Source organism: Bacteriovorax sp. HI3 (genome assembly GCF_059738875.1).
In genome coordinates this window covers 3,685,671-3,701,515 of the sequence record NZ_AP026946.1, presented here as the reverse complement: position 1 = coordinate 3,701,515, position 15,845 = coordinate 3,685,671, and the positions used below count along the sequence as shown (strand labels likewise).

At 39.2% G+C, this 15,845-nt stretch carries 31 protein-coding genes; all 31 read left to right on the top strand.

Annotation, left to right across the window (positions count from 1 at the left end; all coding sequences use genetic code 11):
• Positions 1-11 precede the first annotated feature (11 nt).
• Positions 12-1,202 carry an elongation factor Tu gene (gene tuf / locus AC6JA8_RS18435; protein ID WP_102245281.1) on the top strand — a complete coding sequence of 397 codons (1,191 nt, stop codon included), beginning with the start codon at positions 12-14 and terminating at the stop codon, positions 1,200-1,202.
• Positions 1,203-1,288: 86 nt separating this feature from the next.
• On the top strand, positions 1,289-1,597 hold the full coding sequence (rpsJ, locus tag AC6JA8_RS18430) for a 30S ribosomal protein S10 (RefSeq protein ID WP_102245280.1): 309 nt from the start codon (positions 1,289-1,291) through the stop codon (positions 1,595-1,597).
• 85 nt (positions 1,598-1,682) lie between these two features.
• Positions 1,683-2,336, top strand: coding sequence for a 50S ribosomal protein L3 (gene rplC / locus AC6JA8_RS18425; protein WP_102245279.1), 654 nt, complete (start codon positions 1,683-1,685; stop codon positions 2,334-2,336).
• 17 nt (positions 2,337-2,353) lie between these two features.
• Entirely contained in the window at positions 2,354-2,971 is a 618-nt protein-coding gene (rplD, locus tag AC6JA8_RS18420) for a 50S ribosomal protein L4 (RefSeq protein WP_102245278.1), read from the top strand.
• A gap of 2 nt (positions 2,972-2,973) precedes the next feature.
• Positions 2,974-3,264 carry a 50S ribosomal protein L23 gene (gene rplW, locus AC6JA8_RS18415; protein ID WP_102245277.1) on the top strand — a complete coding sequence of 97 codons (291 nt, stop codon included), beginning with the start codon at positions 2,974-2,976 and terminating at the stop codon, positions 3,262-3,264.
• Positions 3,265-3,290: 26 nt separating this feature from the next.
• Positions 3,291-4,115, top strand: coding sequence for a 50S ribosomal protein L2 (rplB, locus tag AC6JA8_RS18410; protein WP_102245276.1), 825 nt, complete (start codon positions 3,291-3,293; stop codon positions 4,113-4,115).
• Between the two features lie 13 nt (positions 4,116-4,128).
• A complete protein-coding gene (gene rpsS, locus AC6JA8_RS18405) occupies positions 4,129-4,413 on the top strand; it encodes a 30S ribosomal protein S19 (RefSeq protein WP_102245275.1) in 285 nt (94 codons plus the stop codon).
• A 22-nt stretch (positions 4,414-4,435) separates the two neighbouring features.
• The gene (rplV, locus tag AC6JA8_RS18400; protein WP_102245274.1) at positions 4,436-4,771 is read left to right on the top strand and encodes a 50S ribosomal protein L22; all 336 of its coding nucleotides are present in this window, start codon (positions 4,436-4,438) and stop codon (positions 4,769-4,771) included.
• Between the two features lie 11 nt (positions 4,772-4,782).
• Positions 4,783-5,409, top strand: coding sequence for a 30S ribosomal protein S3 (gene rpsC / locus AC6JA8_RS18395; RefSeq protein ID WP_102245273.1), 627 nt, complete (start codon positions 4,783-4,785; stop codon positions 5,407-5,409).
• 35 nt (positions 5,410-5,444) lie between these two features.
• Positions 5,445-5,879 (top strand): 50S ribosomal protein L16, encoded by a 435-nt coding sequence (rplP, locus tag AC6JA8_RS18390; protein WP_102245272.1) that lies wholly within the window; start codon positions 5,445-5,447, stop codon positions 5,877-5,879.
• A 56-nt stretch (positions 5,880-5,935) separates the two neighbouring features.
• Positions 5,936-6,127, top strand: a complete 192-nt coding sequence (rpmC, locus tag AC6JA8_RS18385; protein ID WP_102245271.1) for a 50S ribosomal protein L29 — start codon at positions 5,936-5,938, stop codon at positions 6,125-6,127.
• An 8-nt stretch (positions 6,128-6,135) separates the two neighbouring features.
• On the top strand, positions 6,136-6,387 hold the full coding sequence (gene rpsQ / locus AC6JA8_RS18380; RefSeq protein WP_102245270.1) for a 30S ribosomal protein S17: 252 nt from the start codon (positions 6,136-6,138) through the stop codon (positions 6,385-6,387).
• An 11-nt stretch (positions 6,388-6,398) separates the two neighbouring features.
• A complete protein-coding gene (gene rplN, locus AC6JA8_RS18375; protein ID WP_102245269.1) occupies positions 6,399-6,767 on the top strand; it encodes a 50S ribosomal protein L14 in 369 nt (122 codons plus the stop codon).
• A gap of 28 nt (positions 6,768-6,795) precedes the next feature.
• Positions 6,796-7,107 carry a 50S ribosomal protein L24 gene (rplX, locus tag AC6JA8_RS18370; RefSeq protein WP_102245268.1) on the top strand — a complete coding sequence of 104 codons (312 nt, stop codon included), beginning with the start codon at positions 6,796-6,798 and terminating at the stop codon, positions 7,105-7,107.
• 12 nt (positions 7,108-7,119) lie between these two features.
• Positions 7,120-7,659: a 50S ribosomal protein L5 gene (gene rplE / locus AC6JA8_RS18365; RefSeq protein WP_102245267.1), complete on the top strand. Its 540-nt coding sequence runs from the start codon at positions 7,120-7,122 to the stop codon at positions 7,657-7,659.
• Between the two features lie 11 nt (positions 7,660-7,670).
• Complete coding sequence (locus tag AC6JA8_RS18360) at positions 7,671-7,856, top strand: type Z 30S ribosomal protein S14 (RefSeq protein ID WP_102245266.1); 186 nt, start codon at positions 7,671-7,673, stop codon at positions 7,854-7,856.
• A 21-nt stretch (positions 7,857-7,877) separates the two neighbouring features.
• Positions 7,878-8,261, top strand: a complete 384-nt coding sequence (gene rpsH, locus AC6JA8_RS18355; protein ID WP_102245265.1) for a 30S ribosomal protein S8 — start codon at positions 7,878-7,880, stop codon at positions 8,259-8,261.
• Positions 8,262-8,272: 11 nt separating this feature from the next.
• Entirely contained in the window at positions 8,273-8,815 is a 543-nt protein-coding gene (gene rplF / locus AC6JA8_RS18350; protein ID WP_497975097.1) for a 50S ribosomal protein L6, read from the top strand.
• A 24-nt stretch (positions 8,816-8,839) separates the two neighbouring features.
• The gene (rplR, locus tag AC6JA8_RS18345; RefSeq protein WP_102245263.1) at positions 8,840-9,214 is read left to right on the top strand and encodes a 50S ribosomal protein L18; all 375 of its coding nucleotides are present in this window, start codon (positions 8,840-8,842) and stop codon (positions 9,212-9,214) included.
• Between the two features lie 8 nt (positions 9,215-9,222).
• Positions 9,223-9,825 carry a 30S ribosomal protein S5 gene (rpsE, locus tag AC6JA8_RS18340; RefSeq protein WP_102245262.1) on the top strand — a complete coding sequence of 201 codons (603 nt, stop codon included), beginning with the start codon at positions 9,223-9,225 and terminating at the stop codon, positions 9,823-9,825.
• A gap of 12 nt (positions 9,826-9,837) precedes the next feature.
• Complete coding sequence (rpmD, locus tag AC6JA8_RS18335; RefSeq protein ID WP_102245261.1) at positions 9,838-10,026, top strand: 50S ribosomal protein L30; 189 nt, start codon at positions 9,838-9,840, stop codon at positions 10,024-10,026.
• Between the two features lie 28 nt (positions 10,027-10,054).
• Positions 10,055-10,507 (top strand): 50S ribosomal protein L15, encoded by a 453-nt coding sequence (gene rplO / locus AC6JA8_RS18330; RefSeq protein WP_102245260.1) that lies wholly within the window; start codon positions 10,055-10,057, stop codon positions 10,505-10,507.
• A gap of 13 nt (positions 10,508-10,520) precedes the next feature.
• Positions 10,521-11,831 carry a preprotein translocase subunit SecY gene (gene secY / locus AC6JA8_RS18325; RefSeq protein WP_497975096.1) on the top strand — a complete coding sequence of 437 codons (1,311 nt, stop codon included), beginning with the start codon at positions 10,521-10,523 and terminating at the stop codon, positions 11,829-11,831.
• A 2-nt stretch (positions 11,832-11,833) separates the two neighbouring features.
• Complete coding sequence (locus AC6JA8_RS18320; RefSeq protein WP_497975095.1) at positions 11,834-12,472, top strand: adenylate kinase family protein; 639 nt, start codon at positions 11,834-11,836, stop codon at positions 12,470-12,472.
• Positions 12,473-12,546: 74 nt separating this feature from the next.
• Positions 12,547-12,765: a translation initiation factor IF-1 gene (gene infA / locus AC6JA8_RS18315; RefSeq protein WP_102245257.1), complete on the top strand. Its 219-nt coding sequence runs from the start codon at positions 12,547-12,549 to the stop codon at positions 12,763-12,765.
• Positions 12,766-12,783: 18 nt separating this feature from the next.
• The gene (gene rpmJ, locus AC6JA8_RS18310) at positions 12,784-12,900 is read left to right on the top strand and encodes a 50S ribosomal protein L36 (RefSeq protein WP_102245256.1); all 117 of its coding nucleotides are present in this window, start codon (positions 12,784-12,786) and stop codon (positions 12,898-12,900) included.
• Between the two features lie 13 nt (positions 12,901-12,913).
• Positions 12,914-13,297 (top strand): 30S ribosomal protein S13, encoded by a 384-nt coding sequence (rpsM, locus tag AC6JA8_RS18305; RefSeq protein ID WP_102245255.1) that lies wholly within the window; start codon positions 12,914-12,916, stop codon positions 13,295-13,297.
• A gap of 13 nt (positions 13,298-13,310) precedes the next feature.
• Positions 13,311-13,694 (top strand): 30S ribosomal protein S11, encoded by a 384-nt coding sequence (rpsK, locus tag AC6JA8_RS18300; protein ID WP_102245254.1) that lies wholly within the window; start codon positions 13,311-13,313, stop codon positions 13,692-13,694.
• A gap of 25 nt (positions 13,695-13,719) precedes the next feature.
• Positions 13,720-14,748, top strand: a complete 1,029-nt coding sequence (locus AC6JA8_RS18295) for a DNA-directed RNA polymerase subunit alpha (protein ID WP_102245253.1) — start codon at positions 13,720-13,722, stop codon at positions 14,746-14,748.
• Between the two features lie 15 nt (positions 14,749-14,763).
• The gene (gene rplQ / locus AC6JA8_RS18290) at positions 14,764-15,120 is read left to right on the top strand and encodes a 50S ribosomal protein L17 (protein WP_102245252.1); all 357 of its coding nucleotides are present in this window, start codon (positions 14,764-14,766) and stop codon (positions 15,118-15,120) included.
• Positions 15,121-15,178: 58 nt separating this feature from the next.
• Complete coding sequence (locus AC6JA8_RS18285) at positions 15,179-15,775, top strand: TlpA family protein disulfide reductase (protein WP_497975094.1); 597 nt, start codon at positions 15,179-15,181, stop codon at positions 15,773-15,775.
• Positions 15,776-15,845: the final 70 nt, after the last annotated feature.

Sequence of the window (15,845 nt, the reverse complement as noted above, 5' to 3'; positions counted from 1 at the left end):
GAGCATTTAAAATGGCTAAGGAAAAATTTGACCGTAACAAACCTCACGTTAACATCGGAACTATTGGTCACGTAGACCATGGTAAGACGACACTAACAGCAGCAATTACAATGACAATGGCAAAACACCACGGTGGAGCAGCTAAGTCATACGCAGATATCGATTCAGCACCAGAAGAAAAAGCACGTGGTATTACAATTAACACTGCTCACGTAGAATACGAAACAGCAACTCGTCACTACGCTCACGTAGACTGTCCAGGTCACGCTGACTATGTAAAGAACATGATTACAGGTGCAGCTCAGATGGACGGTGGTATCCTTGTTTGTTCAGCAGCAGACGGACCAATGCCACAAACTAGAGAGCACATCCTTCTTGCTCGTCAGGTAGGTGTACCAGCTCTAGTAGTATTCCTTAACAAAGTAGACATGGTAGACGATCCAGAACTTCTACAACTTGTAGAAATGGAAATGAGAGAGCTACTTTCTTCTTATAACTTCCCAGGGGACGCGATTCCTTTCGTAGCTGGATCAGCTCTAGCAGCAGTAGAAGGACGTAACCCAGAAATCGGTGAAAACAAAATCATCGAACTTATGAATGCAGTAGATTCATACATTCCAGCTCCTCAACGTGATGTTGATAAGCCATTCCTAATGCCAGTAGAGGACGTTTTCTCAATCTCTGGACGTGGAACGGTAGTAACTGGACGTATTGAAAGAGGGATCATTAAAGTTAACGACGAGATCGAAATCGTTGGTATCCGCGATCTTCAAAAGACAACTGTAACAGGTATCGAAATGTTCCGTAAGCTTCTAGACCAAGGTCAAGCAGGGGACAACGCTGGTCTACTTCTTCGTGGTACAAAACGTGAAGATATCGAGCGCGGACAGTGTCTTGTTAAGCCAGGATCGGTAACTCCACACGCTAAGTTCGTAGGTGAAGTATATATCCTTACAAAAGAAGAAGGTGGACGTCACACTCCAATCTTCAAAGGATACCGTCCACAGTTCTACTTCAGAACAACAGACGTAACTGGGTCAATTGAACTGAACCCAGGAGTAGAAATGGTAATGCCAGGTGACAACACAACTTTCAAAGTAGAGCTTATTTCTAAGATCGCTATGGAAAAGTCACTTCGTTTCGCGATCCGTGAAGGTGGACGTACGATTGGTGCCGGAACTGTTGCTGAAATTAACGATTAATTTTTAAGAAAAACATTTGCGGCCCCTTGACAAAGGGCCGTATAAAAAATAAAAAGTCAAAAACAAAAAAAGGACCCACGGATATTATGAAAGCAACTAGACTAAGAATTAAGCTACGCGCCTATGATCACAAGCTGTTAGACACTTCGGTTAACGAAATCGTTCAAACTGCTAAAGAAACTGGTGCAAGAGTAGCGGGACCAATCCCTCTACCAACTGAAATCAACAAGTTTACTGTTCTTCGTTCACCTCACATCGACAAAAAGTCGCGCGAGCAGTTCGAAATGAGAACTCATAAGCGTCTAGTGGACATCATCGAACCAACTCAACAGACAATCGACCAACTAATGAAGTTGGACCTGTCTTCTGGGGTTGACGTAGAGATCAAGTACTAGTAAAACAATAAAACTTTTTTGAACTAACAATTAATAAAAACCATGAACGCATCCCTTAGACTAGGGTGATGCTGTGGAGGAAAAAATGTCTGACGCAAAGATCGCTTTAGACGCTTTTTATGGCGTTAAAGCAGGAATGACTAGAGTTTTCGATGAAAACGGGAACCACATTCCAGTTACAGTTATCAAACTTATCCCTAACCTAATCACACAAGTTAAAACTGCTGATAAAGACGGTTACACTGCTTACCAAATCGGTTACGGTGAAAAACGTGAAGCACTTCTTAACAAGCCTAATAAAGGAATCCTAGCGAAAGCTGGTGTTTCTCAAAACGTTACACGTTTTTCTGAAATTAAGGCAGATGCAGTAGATGCAGCTAACCTTGGTAAAGAAATCGAAACAACTGCTTTCGCAGCTGGTTCATACGTAGACGTTACAGGTGAATCTAAAGGTAAAGGTTTTGCCGGAGTTATGAAACGTTATAACTTCCGTGGTGGACCTGCATCTCACGGTTCTCACTTCCACAGAAGAGTGGGATCTATCGGTAACAGAGCAACTCCAGGACGTGTATTCCGCGGTAAAAAAATGCCAGGACACATGGGGACAGATACAAAGACAGTACAAAACATTGTAGTTGTCGAAGTAAATCCAGCAAAAGGTTACTTACTACTAAAGGGTTCAGTTCCAGGTGGTAAAGAAGGATTTATTAAAATCTCTAAAGCTCTTAAAAAAGCGTAATTAGGTAGAGGTCTAAAATGACAGAATTAAACGTATTAAACAATAAATTTGAAAGCAAAGAAAAAATCAAGGTAAACCTTGAGTTCACTCCAGATGCTATCAATGTTCCAGTTGTTCACCAAGTTGTTAAAGCTATCCTAGCTGGTAGAAGACAAGGTACAGCTAAGACAAAGGTAAAGTCTGAAGTATCTGGTGGTGGTAAGAAGCCATTCAAGCAAAAAGGTACAGGTAACGCTCGTCAAGGGTCTACTCGTTCACCTCTAATGCCTGGTGGGGGGACAGTTTTTGGACCAGTACCAAGATCATATGAGCAAAAAGTAAACAAAAAAGTTATGATTGGTGCTCTAAGATCAGTAATCGTAGATAAGCAATTGGCCGGAAAACTAATCATCGTAGACGCTCTTACTTCAACAGGTAAGACGAAAGAGATGGCTAAGCTTCTAGGGTCTAAGAACCTACTAAATGCTTTAGTGGTAACTACAGACTCAAACAGCCTTGCAATCAGAGCTACAAATAACCTTAAAACTGCTAAAGGCCTTGGTGTAGATAACCTAAGTGTTTACGAAGCAGTTAAATATGAAAATTTAATTATTGAAAAGCAAGCTTTCGAAAAGCTAGCTAACAAGTTGGTGTAATCATGGCTGCAATTAATGACGTAATCGTAAAACCTCTTATCACAGAAAAGATTTCAGCTGATTCTGAAGCGAACAATCGCTACGGATTCGTTGTAAACCTTAAAGCAAATAAAAACCAAATCAAGAATGCTGTAGAAGCTTTTTATGATGTAAAGGTAGTGGCAATCAGAACTGCTGTTATCCCAGGCAAAACAAAAAGAACTGCAAAAGCTTATAAGAAGACATCTTCTTACAAGAAAGCCCTTGTGCAATTAGCAGAAGGTCAGAAGATTGAGTTTTTTAAAGGAATCTAATTTTAAAGGATTGTTAAGGAATATTTATGGGAATTACAAAATTTAAGCCGGTCACACCGACACTTAGAAAAAAGCAAGTAATGAACAGCAAGGATCTTACAAAAGACGTTGTTGTTCCAAATAACCTTCTTGCTCCAAAAAAATCAAAAGCAGGTAGAAACAATGCCGGCCGTATTACAACTCGTCACCATGGTGGCGGTGTAAAACAAAAATACAGAATCATCGATTTCAAAAGAAATAAAATCGATGTTCCTGCAACTGTTAAAGCTATCGCGTACGATCCAAACCGTACATGTAACATCGCTTTAATCGTTTATGCTGACGGAGCTACAACTTTTATCCTTGCACCACTTGGATTAAACGTTGGTGACACTGTTGTGTCTTCTTCTGGCGCCGACATTAAAGTTGGAAATGCTAAGCTTCTAAGCGAAATGCCAATCGGTACTCTAGTTCACAACGTTGAGCTAAGCCCAGGAGCAGGCGGACAAATCGCACGTTCAGCTGGTTCTTACGTTCAAGTTATGGCGAAAGAAGAAGATTCAGTTCTTCTAAGAATGCCATCTGGCGAGTTAAGAAAAGTAAAAGCTAACTGTCGCGCTACAATCGGACAAGTTGGTAACCTTGACCATGAAAAAGTAAATCGCGGTAAAGCTGGTATCACAAGAAAACTTGGTATCAGACCAACTGTACGTGGTGTTTCTATGAACCCTGTCGACCACCCATTGGGAGGGGGAGAAGGTAGAACATCTGGTGGACGTCACCCAGTGACTCCATGGGGATTACCTACTCGTGGATACAAGACTCGTAAGAACAAGAGAACTGATAAATTTATCGTTAAGAGAAGAAAGTAATTAGGGAGAATATATGGCTCGTTCATTAAAGAAGGGACCTTTCGTTGATACACATTTGCTTAAAAAAGTTATCGCTATCGCTAACGATGCTAACAAAGCAAGTAAAGTTATTAAGACATGGTCACGTCGTTCAACAGTATTGCCTGAATTTATCGGGATCACATTTGCTGTACACAACGGGAAGAAATTCATTCCTGTTTACGTAACAGACAACATGATTGGCCATAAACTTGGAGAATTTTCTATTACTAGAACTTTCCACGGTCACGGCGCTGATAAAAAAGTAGTTAAGAAATAAAATTAATTAGAGAGAGGGGCTTATGGCCATTAAAGTAAAGTTAAGTAACGTAGGAATCGCACCAAGAAAAGTTAGACAGGTTTGCGACCTAGTAAGAAACAAGAAAGCTTCAGACGCAATCAAAATCTTAAGATTTTGTGAGAAGAAAGAAATCGCTATCGCTCTTACTAAGTTAATCAACAGTGGTCTAGCGATTGCTAACGAAGCAAATAAATACGATCTTGATAATCTTGTTGTAGGGACAATCTTCGCTGACGAAGGTGCTATGCAGAAGAGAATTATGCCAAGAGCACAAGGTCGCGCTTACAAAATCAGAAAAAGATCAAGCCACGTAACTGTGGTTTTAAAAGAAGCATAGGTAGGAAATAAATGGGACAAAAAGTACATCCTTACGGTTTTAGACTAGGGTATATCAAAGGTTGGCACTCAAGCTGGTATGCAAAAGATAGATATGCTGAGCTTCTTCATGAAGATATCAAGATGAGAGCTTATATCGAAAAAACTATGAAAGCTGCTGCTGTAGCAAGCATCGATATCTCTAGAACATCTGACCAAGTAAAAGTAACAGTAAATACTGCTAAGCCAGGAATTGCTATTGGTAAGAAAGGTACAGGAATCGAAAAGATCAGAAACGATCTTAAAAAGATGACTACTGGAACTTTAATTTTCAACATCGCTGAAGTTAAGAGACCAGATGCAGACGCGAAACTTATCGCTGAAAACATCGCTCAACAGCTTGAAAAACGCGTTGCTTTCAGAAGAGCAATGAAAAAAGTGATGCAATCTGCTTTCAGAGCAGGTGTTAAAGGGATCAAAGTAAGAACTGCTGGCCGTCTTGGTGGTGCTGAAATGGCAAGAACTGAAGGGTATGCTGAAAGAAAAGTTCCTCTTCATACTTTAAGAGCAGATATTGATTACAACACAGCTGAAGCTAGTACAACTTATGGAATCATTGGTGTAAAAGTTTGGGTTTATAAGGGCGAGATCTATAAATAGGATTTATAGATTTTTAAATAAGGTAGAGGTTTCTCATGTTAAGTCCTAAAAGAGTTAGATTTAGAAAACAACAGAAAGGTAGAATGGCCGGAGCTGCTAACCGTGGTAACACACTGGTTTTCGGTGAGTACGGTCTTCAAGCTACTGGATGTGGATATATTACAAACAGACAAATTGAAGCAGCTCGTATCGCGATCTCAAGAAAAATGAAACGCGGTGGAAATATGTGGATTAAGGTATTCCCAGACAAGTCTTTAACAAGAAAGCCTGCGGAAGTACGTATGGGTGGGGGTAAAGGTTCTCCAGAAACTTGGGTAGCAGTTATCAGACCAGGAAGAATCCTTTTTGAAGTTGGTGGCCTAGATGCAGAAACTAGCTTAGCAGCGCTAAAACTAGCTATGTATAAACTACCAATTAAAACAAAAGTTGTTAAAAAAGAAGTAGTGGCTGCGAAAGAAGCCTTGTCTTAATAAGAAAAAGATGCAATAAGGCGCAAGCCGATTAAATTAATTTTTGGATACAAAATATGATCACACTTGATGACGTAAAAAAACTAAGCGCAAAAGACGTTCAAAAGAAACTTTTTGAACTTAAAAAAGAGCTTCTAACTCTTAAAATTCAAGCATCTGTGTCTGGAGCTGAAAAGCCACACAGAAAGCAACTGATTAAGAAGGACGTTGCAAGACTTTTGACATTTAGCAAGCAGTTAAGCAAATAGGATTGACAATGACTACAGAAGTAAAAAAATTCAAAAAGACACTTGATGGAACTGTTGTAAGCAGCAAAAACGATAAAACTATCGTTGTTAAAGTTACAAGAAGATTCAAAGACAATGTTTACTCAAAATTCGTAAGCTCAAGCAAGAAGTACCATGCTCATGACGAAGCTAACAAAGCGAACGTTGGTGACACTGTTACTATTATTGAATCACGTCCATATTCTAAATTAAAGAAATGGGAATTATTTAAAGTTAACTAAGGGATAAGTATATGATCCAAATGCAAACAAACCTAGATGTTGCTGATAACTCTGGGGCAAAAATTGTTACATGTTTTAAAGTTCTAGGCGGTTCTAAAAGAGTATCTGCCGGACTAGGTGATGTTGTCGTAGTTGCAGTTCAACAAGCTGTTACTGGCGGGAAGATCAAAAAGGGTGACGTAAAAAAAGCAGTAATCGTAAGAACTGTTTACCCTGTTAGAAGAGAAGATGGATCATACATCCAATTCGACACTAACTCAGTTGTAATCATCAATAACGCTAATGAGCCTGTTGGAACTCGTATCTTTGGGCCAGTAGCGAGAGAGCTAAGAGCTAAGAACTTCACAAAGATCTGTTCACTAGCTCCAGAAGTTCTTTAATTAGTTAATAAGGTAATAAGAGAAGTTTATGAAAAAATTAAAAGTAAATGACGAAGTAATCGTAACAACTGGTAAGAGCGCTGGTAAGACTGGAAAAGTTCTTTCTGTTAACAGAAAAACTAACAAGGTTATTGTTGAAGGCGTGAACGAAGTAAAGAGATCGATGAAGCCAAGTCAACAAAACCCTGAAGGCGGATTTGCTATGAAGAATCTTCCTCTTCATGCAAGTAACGTTTCTTTGATCAGCCCAAAAACAAAGAAACCAACTAAAGTAAAGTTTGTTGTTGGTAAGGATAACAAAAAATCTAGAGTTTCTAAGGCTTGTGGCGCTGTAATTTAATAGGGAAAATTTATGAGTAGACTAAAAGACGTATATAAAAAAGAAGTTGTACCATCGCTAGTTAAGAAATTTAACTATTCTAACGTACACATGATTCCAAAGATTGAAAAAATCGTAGTTAACTGTGTTACTAAAGACGCAGTATCTAACTCTAAAGTAGTAGATACAATCGTTGCTGACCTTGGAGCAATCACAGGTCAAAAACCAGTTATCGCAAGAGCTAAAACTTCAATCGCTTCATTCAAAGTAAGAGAAGGAATGCCATTAGGTGCTTCAGTTACTCTTCGTGGTGAAAAAATGTATGAATTCCTTGATAGATTAATCTCAATCTCTCTACCACGCGTAAGAGACTTTAGAGGTGTATCTAATAAAGGATTTGATGGAAAAGGTAACTACACTCTTGGACTAAAAGAGCAGATTATCTTCCCAGAAATCAACTACGATAAAATTGACAAGATCAGAGGCTTAGGGATTTCAATCGTTACATCTGCAAAGACTAACGAAGAAGGAAGAGAGCTTTTAACATTGATTGGTATGCCTTTTAGAAAATAATGGAGTTATAAATGGCTAGATTAGCTAAAATTATTGCAAACGATAAAAAACCTAAGTTCCAAGTAAGACACAGAAATAGATGCGAACACTGTGGAAGACCAAGAGCTTTCATTAGAATGTTTAAACTATGCAGAGTGTGCTTCAGAAACCTATCTCTAAAAGGGATGGTTCCTGGTGTAACTAAGTCTAGCTGGTAATTAGAGGATATAGAGGAATATATGCAAACAGATCCAATTTCAAACATGCTTACAGTAATCAGAAATGGTAACAGCGCTGGCCACGAGAAAGTAGAATTTCCAGCTAGCAAAATTAAAGCTGCTATCTGTAAAGTTCTAAAAGACGAAGGATATATCAAGTCTTTTAAGATCGTTGCTAAGGCACCAAATGATATCAAAATTAAAGTTGCTCTTAAAGAAGGTGCAATTGTTGGTCTACAAAGAGTTTCTAGACCAGGTCTAAGAAGATATAACAGCTACGACTCTTTCACTCGCGTAATGAGTGGTCTAGGTGTTTCAATTATTTCTACTTCAAAGGGTGTTATGTCATCTAGAGAAGCTAAGAAAAATAAAGTTGGCGGAGAAGTTCTCTGCAACGTTTGGTAGGAGTTTAAGTCATGTCACGTATTGGTAAACATCCAGTAAATATTCCTGAGAAAGTTGAAGTTACTATCAAAGGTGACCTTGTAACTGTAAAAGGTGCAAAAGGTACTTTAACTCATAAATTAAACAGCAACGTAATCGCTACAGTTGAAGGGAAGACTATCGTAGTTAAGCCTAAAGACGAATCGACTACGGCAAGAGCTCAATGGGGAACTGCTCGCACTCTAGTAAACAATATGGTTACTGGTGTAAGTGCAGGTTTCGTTAAGTCTCTAGAGTTCACAGGGGTAGGTTATAAAGCGGCCGTAACTGGTAACGTTCTTAACCTAAGCTTAGGTTACTCACATGCAATCGATTTCCCGCTTCCAGCTGGAATCACTGCAAAGGTTACAAAAAACCAAATCGATATCGAAGGATCAAATAAGGAACTTGTTGGACAAGTTGCTGCTAAAGTTAGATCTTTCAGAGAGCCAGAGCCATATAAAGGGAAAGGTGTTAAATACACAACTGAAACTATTATTAGAAAAGCTGGTAAAGCTGGTGGTAAAGGTAAATAATTAATTACTTAATTGGGATCATATATGAGAAAGCAGTACGGTAAAGCAGGAACAAAAAAAGAGCAACAAAGACAGAAGAGACGTTTAACGATCAGAGCGAAAGTTATCGGTACTTCTGAAAGACCTCGTATTTGTGCAACTAAGTCAAACAAGCACATTACTGTTCAGGTTATTGATGATTCAAAATCAGTAAGCTTATTCACAGTAAGTACTTTTGGTAAGGCTGCTGCAGCTGATAGCTGCAACATCGAAGGCGCAAAGAAAGTTGGTGCTAAAGTTGCTGAAACAATGAAGTCAAAGAAGCTGAGCACAGCTGTATTCGATAGAGCTGGTTACAGATATACAGGCGTAATTGCAGCACTTGTACAGTCTATTAGAGAAAGCGGAATCCAGGTTTAGGAGATAATATGTCTGAAGAAATTTCTGTAATTGAAGAATTAGAAACTGAAGGTGGAAAGAAAGGTCCACGCGGTAAAAGAGGCGATGGCGCTGGTGCTCCTAAGAAAAAAGCCCCTGGTCCAGCAGGAACAGAACTTGAAGAAAGAGTTGTTGCTGTAAATCGCGTTGCTAAGGTTGTTAAGGGTGGTAGAAGATTCTCTTTCTCAGCTCTAATGATCGTTGGTGATAAAAAAGGTAAAGTTGGATACGGTTTAGGAAAGGCGAAAGAAGTTCCTGAAGCTATCAGAAAAGCAACTCAAGAAGCTTATAAGAACATGATTACTGTTCCTCTTGATAACGGAACTATTCCACACGAAATCTTAGGTGAGTTCGATGCAGGAAAGATCCTATTCAAGCCAGCTGCAAACGGTACTGGGGTAAAGGCGGCAGGTGCTTGTCGTTCAATTCTAGAGCTTGCAGGGGTACACAACATTTTAACTAAGTCTCTACGTGGAAATAACCCACATAACGTAGTTAAGGCAACTTTCAAGGCCCTTAAAGGTCTTAGATCAGTTGAATCAATTGCAAAAGCTAGAGATAAAGACGTTAAAGGTCTTAGAGCTAAAAACTAATTAGGAAATTTTATGGCTAAAACATCATCAACAATTAAAGTAAAACTTGTAAAAGGACTGCCTGGAACAACTAAAGGTGTTCAAGCGAACGTTCGTGGCCTTGGACTAAGAAAAGTTGGTCAGGTTTCTGAGCTTGAAAATACTCCAAGCGTAAGAGGGATGATCAAGAAAATTATCCACATGCTTAAAGTAGTAGAATAAGAAAAGATCGAATTATAGAGGAATTGTTATGTTAACTTTAAATAATCTACAAAGCCCAAAAGGTGCTAATAGAAACACAAAAAGAATTGGTCGTGGACAAGGTTCTGGTCAAGGTACTCAAGCTGGTAAAGGTCACAAAGGACAAAAAGCTAGAAAGTCTGGACACGTTAGAACTGGTTTCGAAGGTAACAACCTTCCTCTATACATGAGACTACCAAAACGTGGATTCAACAACGTTAGATTCGCGGATCCATTCGCAGTTGTAACGCTTGAGAACATCGAAGCGAAATACGCTAAGTCTGAAACTGTAAACAGAGAGACTCTAATTGCTAAAGGACTTCTGTCTGGAGCAAATAAATCTCTAAAAATTAAGGTTATCGGCAATATTGCATTGACGAAAGCGCTAAACTTTGAGGAAATTACTAAGTTTTCAAAGAAAGCACTTGAATCAATCCAAAACAGTTCTGGAACTGTTAAGTAGTTAAGGATAACTAATGTCGACATCTCAGGGAAAAATAGAGGAACTTAAGAAACGCATATTTTATACATTTCTTCTGCTGCTAGTTTACAGACTAGCAGCTCAAGTACCTGTAGCGGGTGTTAATGCTTCTGCTTTAGCATCGTACTTCTCTGAAGGCGGCGGCGGGATTTTCGATCTAGTTAACACATTCTCAGGTGGTGCTTTTAAGAGATTCTCAGTGCTTGCACTTGGAATTATGCCTTATATCACTACGTCAATCATCTTTTCTCTATTAGGGGAAGTTGTTCCACAAATCCAAGAAATGCAAGAAGACAGCGAAGGAAATAAGAAGATCCAGAAATGGACTCGCTATGCCTCAGTTATTCTTTGCTGTATTCAAGGTTACGGTATGGCCGCTGTGTTTGAAGGCTTCAGAAGCCCAACAGGTGTTCCACTTATCAATGAACCAGGAATGCTATTTAGACTTACAACTATGATCACTCTAGCGGGTGGAACAATGTTCCTTCTATGGCTAGGGGAAAGAATTACTGAATTCGGCCTTGAAAACGGTGTTTCTCTGATCATCTTCACAGGGATTGCAGTTGAGCTTCCGGCTGAATTCTTCCAAAAAGTAACTCTGTTTAGAAATGGAGAGCTTTCTGGATGGAACCTGGCTATCGGGGTAGCGATTATCGCTCTATCTCTTTACATTGTTTCTTATATTGAAAGCGCGTTTAGAAATATTCCGGTTCAATATGCTAAAAAAGTAGTTAATAACAAAGTGTACGGTGGAGCTCAGAATCTTCCATTAAGACTAGACACTGGTGGGGTAATGCCTCCAATTCTAGCTTCTTCACTTTTAGCTGCTCCAGCAACTCTTGCGAACTTTGTTCCTGCAACGAGCCCGCTGAAGCCATATGTAGACACGATTCACCAATCGCTAATGCCAGGTCAACTTCTGTTCAACCTAGTATTCGCGTTGTTAATTTTCTATATGTCATTTTTCTATGCTCCAATTCAGTTCAAAACTAAAAAAGTTTCTGAAATGCTGCAAAAGAACAATGCTTTCGTTCCAGGGATTAGACCAGGGGACAAAACGAAGGAATACCTAGATTTCGTTCTAAACAGAGTGACTTTCTTTGGTGCCCTTTTCCTGATCGTCGTGTGTATTCTTCCATCTGTTGTGACTGGAAGTCATTCACGCTTCGAAGGAACTTCGCTTCTGATCATGGTGTCTGTAGCGATGAGAGTAATGCTAAACGTTCAGACATTTATGTATTCTGATAAATACGAGACCGCCTTCAAGAGTAGAGGGAAGTACAACGGTCCAAATAGAAGATTTTAATAATGAAACCTCATTTGATCATCTTAGGGGCTCCTGGCTCTGGAAAGGGAACTCAGGCAGCGAAATTAGTTGAAAAAGGCTACAAGCATATTTCAACAGGTGATCTTCTAAGGGCGGAAATTGCAAAAGGTACTGAATTAGGCCAGAAAGTCGCAGGAATTATCTCAAGAGGCGACCTGGTAGACGATAGAACTGTTATGGCCCTCCTAAAAGCTAACTGCGACGTAGACAAAGTTAGTTATATTTTTGATGGGTTCCCACGTAACATTGCCCAAGCAGAAATGCTTGAGGCTGAGCTGCTTCAAGGGAAAAAGACCCTTGCAGTTTATTTTAAGATTGATTTGAGCATTCTCGTATCACGTGTAGTGAACAGAAGAACTTGTAGCAAGTGTGGAGAGATCTACAACATGGCTACTAAGCCTCCTCGTGTTGCTGATACATGTGACAAGTGTGGTGCCACTGGAAGTCTAACTCAGCGCAAGGATGACACTGAAGAAGTTGTCTCTAACCGCCTGCAGATTTTCAAGGACACCGTAGACCCTATGCTTGCCTTCTATAAATCGAAGGGAGTCTTGGTCGAGCTTGATGCTTCAAAACAAGAAAAAGATGTTTTCTCGGCACTAGAAAAAGTTATTGGTTAACAAATTAAATTGACCTAAACATAGCTCTTGCATAATGAGATTGTTTTAGGATATACAACCTGCTTTAGGGGAATATGAGCGATAAAGATATTATTGAAGTGGAAGGCGAAGTCACTGAACTTCTTCCTAACACAAAATTTCGTGTGAAATTACCGAATGGGCACATTATTATTGCTCATATTAGCGGAAAGATGCGCATGCACTTTATCAAAATTCTTCCTGGAGATAAGGTTCTTGTTGAAATTAGTAAATACGATTTAACTAAAGGTAGAATCACTTACAGAAGTAAGTAGTAGTTGTAGTGGGGATTTATGAAAGTTAGAGCTTCAGTAAAAGTAATCTGTAAAGATTGCAAAGTTATTAAAAGAAAAGGTGTTTTAAGAGTTGTTTGTAAAGCTTCTCCAAAACATAAACAGAGACAAGGGTAAGTAGGGGAAACATATGGCACGTATTTTAGGGGTAGATATTCCAAGAAATAAAGCAATGAAAATTGCACTTCAATCTCTTTACGGGGTTGGACCAAAAGTAGCAATGGACGTTTTAGCTGCATCAGCTATTGATCCAAACAAAAGCTCAAACGACATCACTGAAGAAGAAGTTCAGCTAATCAGAAAGCACCTTGAAGAAGGTCACGTAGTTGAAGGGGATCTTCGTCGTGAGATCGGTCTTAACATCAAAAGACTAAAAGATATGGCTTGTTACAGAGGTGTTCGTCATAGAAAATCACTTCCTGTAAGAGGACAAAGAACGCATACAAACGCTAGAACGAGAAAAGGTCCTGCGGTTGCAATTGCTGGTAAAAAATCAATTAAATCACTTAAATAATTAAGGTAATTTTATGGTAAAAAAAGTTGTTAAGAAAAAAGTAAAAAAGAACGTCTCGCACGGTATTTGTCATATCCAGGCGTCTTTCAATAATACAATTGTAACTTTCACTGATCCTCAGGGGAACGCACTTGCATGGGCATCTGCTGGCCAACTAGGATTCAGAGGTTCAAAAAAGTCTACTCCATTCGCTGCTCAAACTGCTTCTCTTGAAGCTGCAAAAAGAGCTGTTGAACATGGATTAAACTCAGTTGAAGTAAGAGTAAAAGGTCCAGGAGCTGGTCGCGAAAACGCAATCAGAGCACTTTTAGGCGCGGGAATCAGAATCGTATCTGTTTCAGATCGTTCTCCAATTCCTCACAACGGATGTAGAGCACCTAAGAGAAGAAGAGTCTAATTAAACTATTTAAGGAGTCTTTAAGATGGATAATTTTACAGCTAAAAACTGGAATAGCATGATTAGACCAGTAGCTTTAGAAGCTGAAAGCGAAAGCCTAAGAAGCGATTACGGAAAATTCGTAGCAAAGCCACTTGAAAGAGGATACGGACAAACACTTGGGAACTCACTAAGAAGAGTTCTTCTAAACTCTCTTCAGGGAGCAGGTATTGTTGCTATCAGAATCGAAGGTGTAGAACACGAATTCGGTACAATCAATAACGTAAAAGAAGAAGTTTCTGAAATCATTCTTAACTTAAAAGAAGTGCGTTTCAAAATTTCTGGAAAAGAAGACACTGTTCTTGTTCTTGAGAAATCAGGAGAAGGTCCAGTTAGAGCTTCTGATATCGTAACAAACGCTAACGTTGAAATTCTTAACCCAAATCACGTTATCGCTAACATTTCTTCTGGTGGATCTCTAAAGATCGAACTTAAAGTTGCTAGAGGAAAAGGTTACGTTACAGCTGTAGACAACAAAGATGAGTACGATCTTCCAGTTGGATGGATCTATCTTGATACACTTTTCTCGCCTGTTTACCGTGTTAACTATTCTGTTACAAACACTCGTGTTGGTAAGAGAACTGACTTCGATAAACTTACGCTTGAAGTGTGGACGAACTCTGGAATTGTTCCAGCTGACTCAATTGCTTACGCAGCTAAGATTTTAAGAGACCAATTAGCGGTATTCTTAACTTTCGAAGATGAAGAGCAAGTTGTAAAACACGATTCTAAGCCAATCGCAGTTTCATCACCTACAAACAATGCGCTTCTTAAGCCAGTTTCTGAACTTGAACTTTCAGTTCGTTCAGCTAACTGTTTACAGAATGCTAACATTAAGTATATCTACGAACTAGTTTCGAAGACTGAAGGTGAAATGCTAAGAACTAAGAACTTCGGTAGAAAGTCTCTGAATGAAATCAAAGAAATTCTAACGAGCATGGGTCTTGGTCTTGGAATGAAAGTTGATAGCTTAATGAAAGATATGCAAGACGGAAAAACTGTAGGTAAAAACTAATTATTAGGTGGAATTATGAGACACGGGAATCACAAATATACTTTAGGCGTAAAGCCAGCTCACAGACAAGCAATCATCAGAAACCTGGCGATTGAAGTAATTGAGCACGGAAAAATTAAAACTACTCACGCTCGTTGTATGGCCCTAAGAGGATACGTTGAAAAACTAATCACTCTTGCAAAGGAAGATACTGTACACAACAGAAGATTAGCTTACTCAAAACTTAACAACGACAACGCTGTAAAAGAACTTTTCACAAACGTTGCTCCGAAGTTTAAGACTAGAAATGGTGGATACACTAGAGTAATCAAAATCGCTGAAGGCCGTGTTGGCGATAGCGCTAAAATGAGCTACTTCGCTTTAGTAGAATAGTCCTTAGATTAAATATTAAAGCCTCCGGAAACGGAGGCTTTTTTTTGCCCAATTTCTTATGAAACTAAATTTTTTTCAAAAAATTCTCCTTATCGTGGCCCTTCTCGGTTTAACTTTCCTTTATGCTCAGTATGAAAGAAAGAAATTCTATGGAAAGAATGATGGTGCGATCGATGCTCCCGTTTTAAAAGAGCTTCCAGACTTCCAGGTTAATGACATTGCAACGGGTGCGACGATTAAGTCTAAAGACTTCGCGAGCACTTCTAAAGGAGCATTTGTGCATATCTGGGGGACGTGGTGTGCGCCTTGTGAAAAGGAGATGCCAGAGTTTCTTTCTTACGCAGCTAAGGTAGAGCCTTTAGGGGTGAAGTTCCTTTTAGTTGCGGTTAATGATGAAGAGATGAAGATTAAGAAGTTTCTTACTCGTTTCCCGAACATTCCAAAAAACGTCACATTCGCTATTGATGTAGAAAACAGAGTAATGGACCAATTAGGTACATTAAAGGTGCCGGAGACATTCTTGTTTTCGAGCACAGGAAAGCACATCAATAAGTTCATTGGTCCTCAGGATTGGATGGCAGAGTCTTATGTAACTCGCCTGAATTTCTGGTTAAATGGTGAAAATCTCGAGCAACGTGCGGTAGAGACTCACTAGGACTTCGTAACTTTTTTAATCATTTAAACTTGAGTGAATTAGTTTTTTGTCTCTTTTTAAGAGATTAGGG

Bases quoted from the DNA above. Each gene is read 5' to 3' on its own strand.
- infA (WP_102245257.1), top strand. From the start codon at position 12,547: ATGAGCGATAAAGATATTATTGAAGTGGAAGGCGAAGTCACTGAACTT.
- AC6JA8_RS18285 (WP_497975094.1), top strand. From the start codon at position 15,179: ATGAAACTAAATTTTTTTCAAAAAATTCTCCTTATCGTGGCCCTTCTC.
- rplC (WP_102245279.1), top strand. From the start codon at position 1,683: ATGTCTGACGCAAAGATCGCTTTAGACGCTTTTTATGGCGTTAAAGCA.
- rplQ (WP_102245252.1), top strand. From the start codon at position 14,764: ATGAGACACGGGAATCACAAATATACTTTAGGCGTAAAGCCAGCTCAC.
- rplO (WP_102245260.1), top strand. From the start codon at position 10,055: ATGTTAACTTTAAATAATCTACAAAGCCCAAAAGGTGCTAATAGAAAC.
- rpsE (WP_102245262.1), top strand. From the start codon at position 9,223: ATGTCTGAAGAAATTTCTGTAATTGAAGAATTAGAAACTGAAGGTGGA.
- rplW (WP_102245277.1), top strand. From the start codon at position 2,974: ATGGCTGCAATTAATGACGTAATCGTAAAACCTCTTATCACAGAAAAG.
- rpsK (WP_102245254.1), top strand. From the start codon at position 13,311: ATGGTAAAAAAAGTTGTTAAGAAAAAAGTAAAAAAGAACGTCTCGCAC.
- rplD (WP_102245278.1), top strand. From the start codon at position 2,354: ATGACAGAATTAAACGTATTAAACAATAAATTTGAAAGCAAAGAAAAA.
- rpsS (WP_102245275.1), top strand. From the start codon at position 4,129: ATGGCTCGTTCATTAAAGAAGGGACCTTTCGTTGATACACATTTGCTT.
- rpmC (WP_102245271.1), top strand. From the start codon at position 5,936: ATGATCACACTTGATGACGTAAAAAAACTAAGCGCAAAAGACGTTCAA.
- rplF (WP_497975097.1), top strand. From the start codon at position 8,273: ATGTCACGTATTGGTAAACATCCAGTAAATATTCCTGAGAAAGTTGAA.
- rpsM (WP_102245255.1), top strand. From the start codon at position 12,914: ATGGCACGTATTTTAGGGGTAGATATTCCAAGAAATAAAGCAATGAAA.
- AC6JA8_RS18320 (WP_497975095.1), top strand. From the start codon at position 11,834: ATGAAACCTCATTTGATCATCTTAGGGGCTCCTGGCTCTGGAAAGGGA.
- rplV (WP_102245274.1), top strand. From the start codon at position 4,436: ATGGCCATTAAAGTAAAGTTAAGTAACGTAGGAATCGCACCAAGAAAA.
- rplP (WP_102245272.1), top strand. From the start codon at position 5,445: ATGTTAAGTCCTAAAAGAGTTAGATTTAGAAAACAACAGAAAGGTAGA.
- rpsC (WP_102245273.1), top strand. From the start codon at position 4,783: ATGGGACAAAAAGTACATCCTTACGGTTTTAGACTAGGGTATATCAAA.
- rplX (WP_102245268.1), top strand. From the start codon at position 6,796: ATGAAAAAATTAAAAGTAAATGACGAAGTAATCGTAACAACTGGTAAG.
- rpmD (WP_102245261.1), top strand. From the start codon at position 9,838: ATGGCTAAAACATCATCAACAATTAAAGTAAAACTTGTAAAAGGACTG.
- rplE (WP_102245267.1), top strand. From the start codon at position 7,120: ATGAGTAGACTAAAAGACGTATATAAAAAAGAAGTTGTACCATCGCTA.
- rpsJ (WP_102245280.1), top strand. From the start codon at position 1,289: ATGAAAGCAACTAGACTAAGAATTAAGCTACGCGCCTATGATCACAAG.
- secY (WP_497975096.1), top strand. From the start codon at position 10,521: ATGTCGACATCTCAGGGAAAAATAGAGGAACTTAAGAAACGCATATTT.
- tuf (WP_102245281.1), top strand. From the start codon at position 12: ATGGCTAAGGAAAAATTTGACCGTAACAAACCTCACGTTAACATCGGA.
- AC6JA8_RS18295 (WP_102245253.1), top strand. From the start codon at position 13,720: ATGGATAATTTTACAGCTAAAAACTGGAATAGCATGATTAGACCAGTA.
- AC6JA8_RS18360 (WP_102245266.1), top strand. From the start codon at position 7,671: ATGGCTAGATTAGCTAAAATTATTGCAAACGATAAAAAACCTAAGTTC.
- rpsH (WP_102245265.1), top strand. From the start codon at position 7,878: ATGCAAACAGATCCAATTTCAAACATGCTTACAGTAATCAGAAATGGT.
- rplB (WP_102245276.1), top strand. From the start codon at position 3,291: ATGGGAATTACAAAATTTAAGCCGGTCACACCGACACTTAGAAAAAAG.
- rpmJ (WP_102245256.1), top strand. From the start codon at position 12,784: ATGAAAGTTAGAGCTTCAGTAAAAGTAATCTGTAAAGATTGCAAAGTT.
- rplR (WP_102245263.1), top strand. From the start codon at position 8,840: ATGAGAAAGCAGTACGGTAAAGCAGGAACAAAAAAAGAGCAACAAAGA.
- rplN (WP_102245269.1), top strand. From the start codon at position 6,399: ATGATCCAAATGCAAACAAACCTAGATGTTGCTGATAACTCTGGGGCA.
- rpsQ (WP_102245270.1), top strand. From the start codon at position 6,136: ATGACTACAGAAGTAAAAAAATTCAAAAAGACACTTGATGGAACTGTT.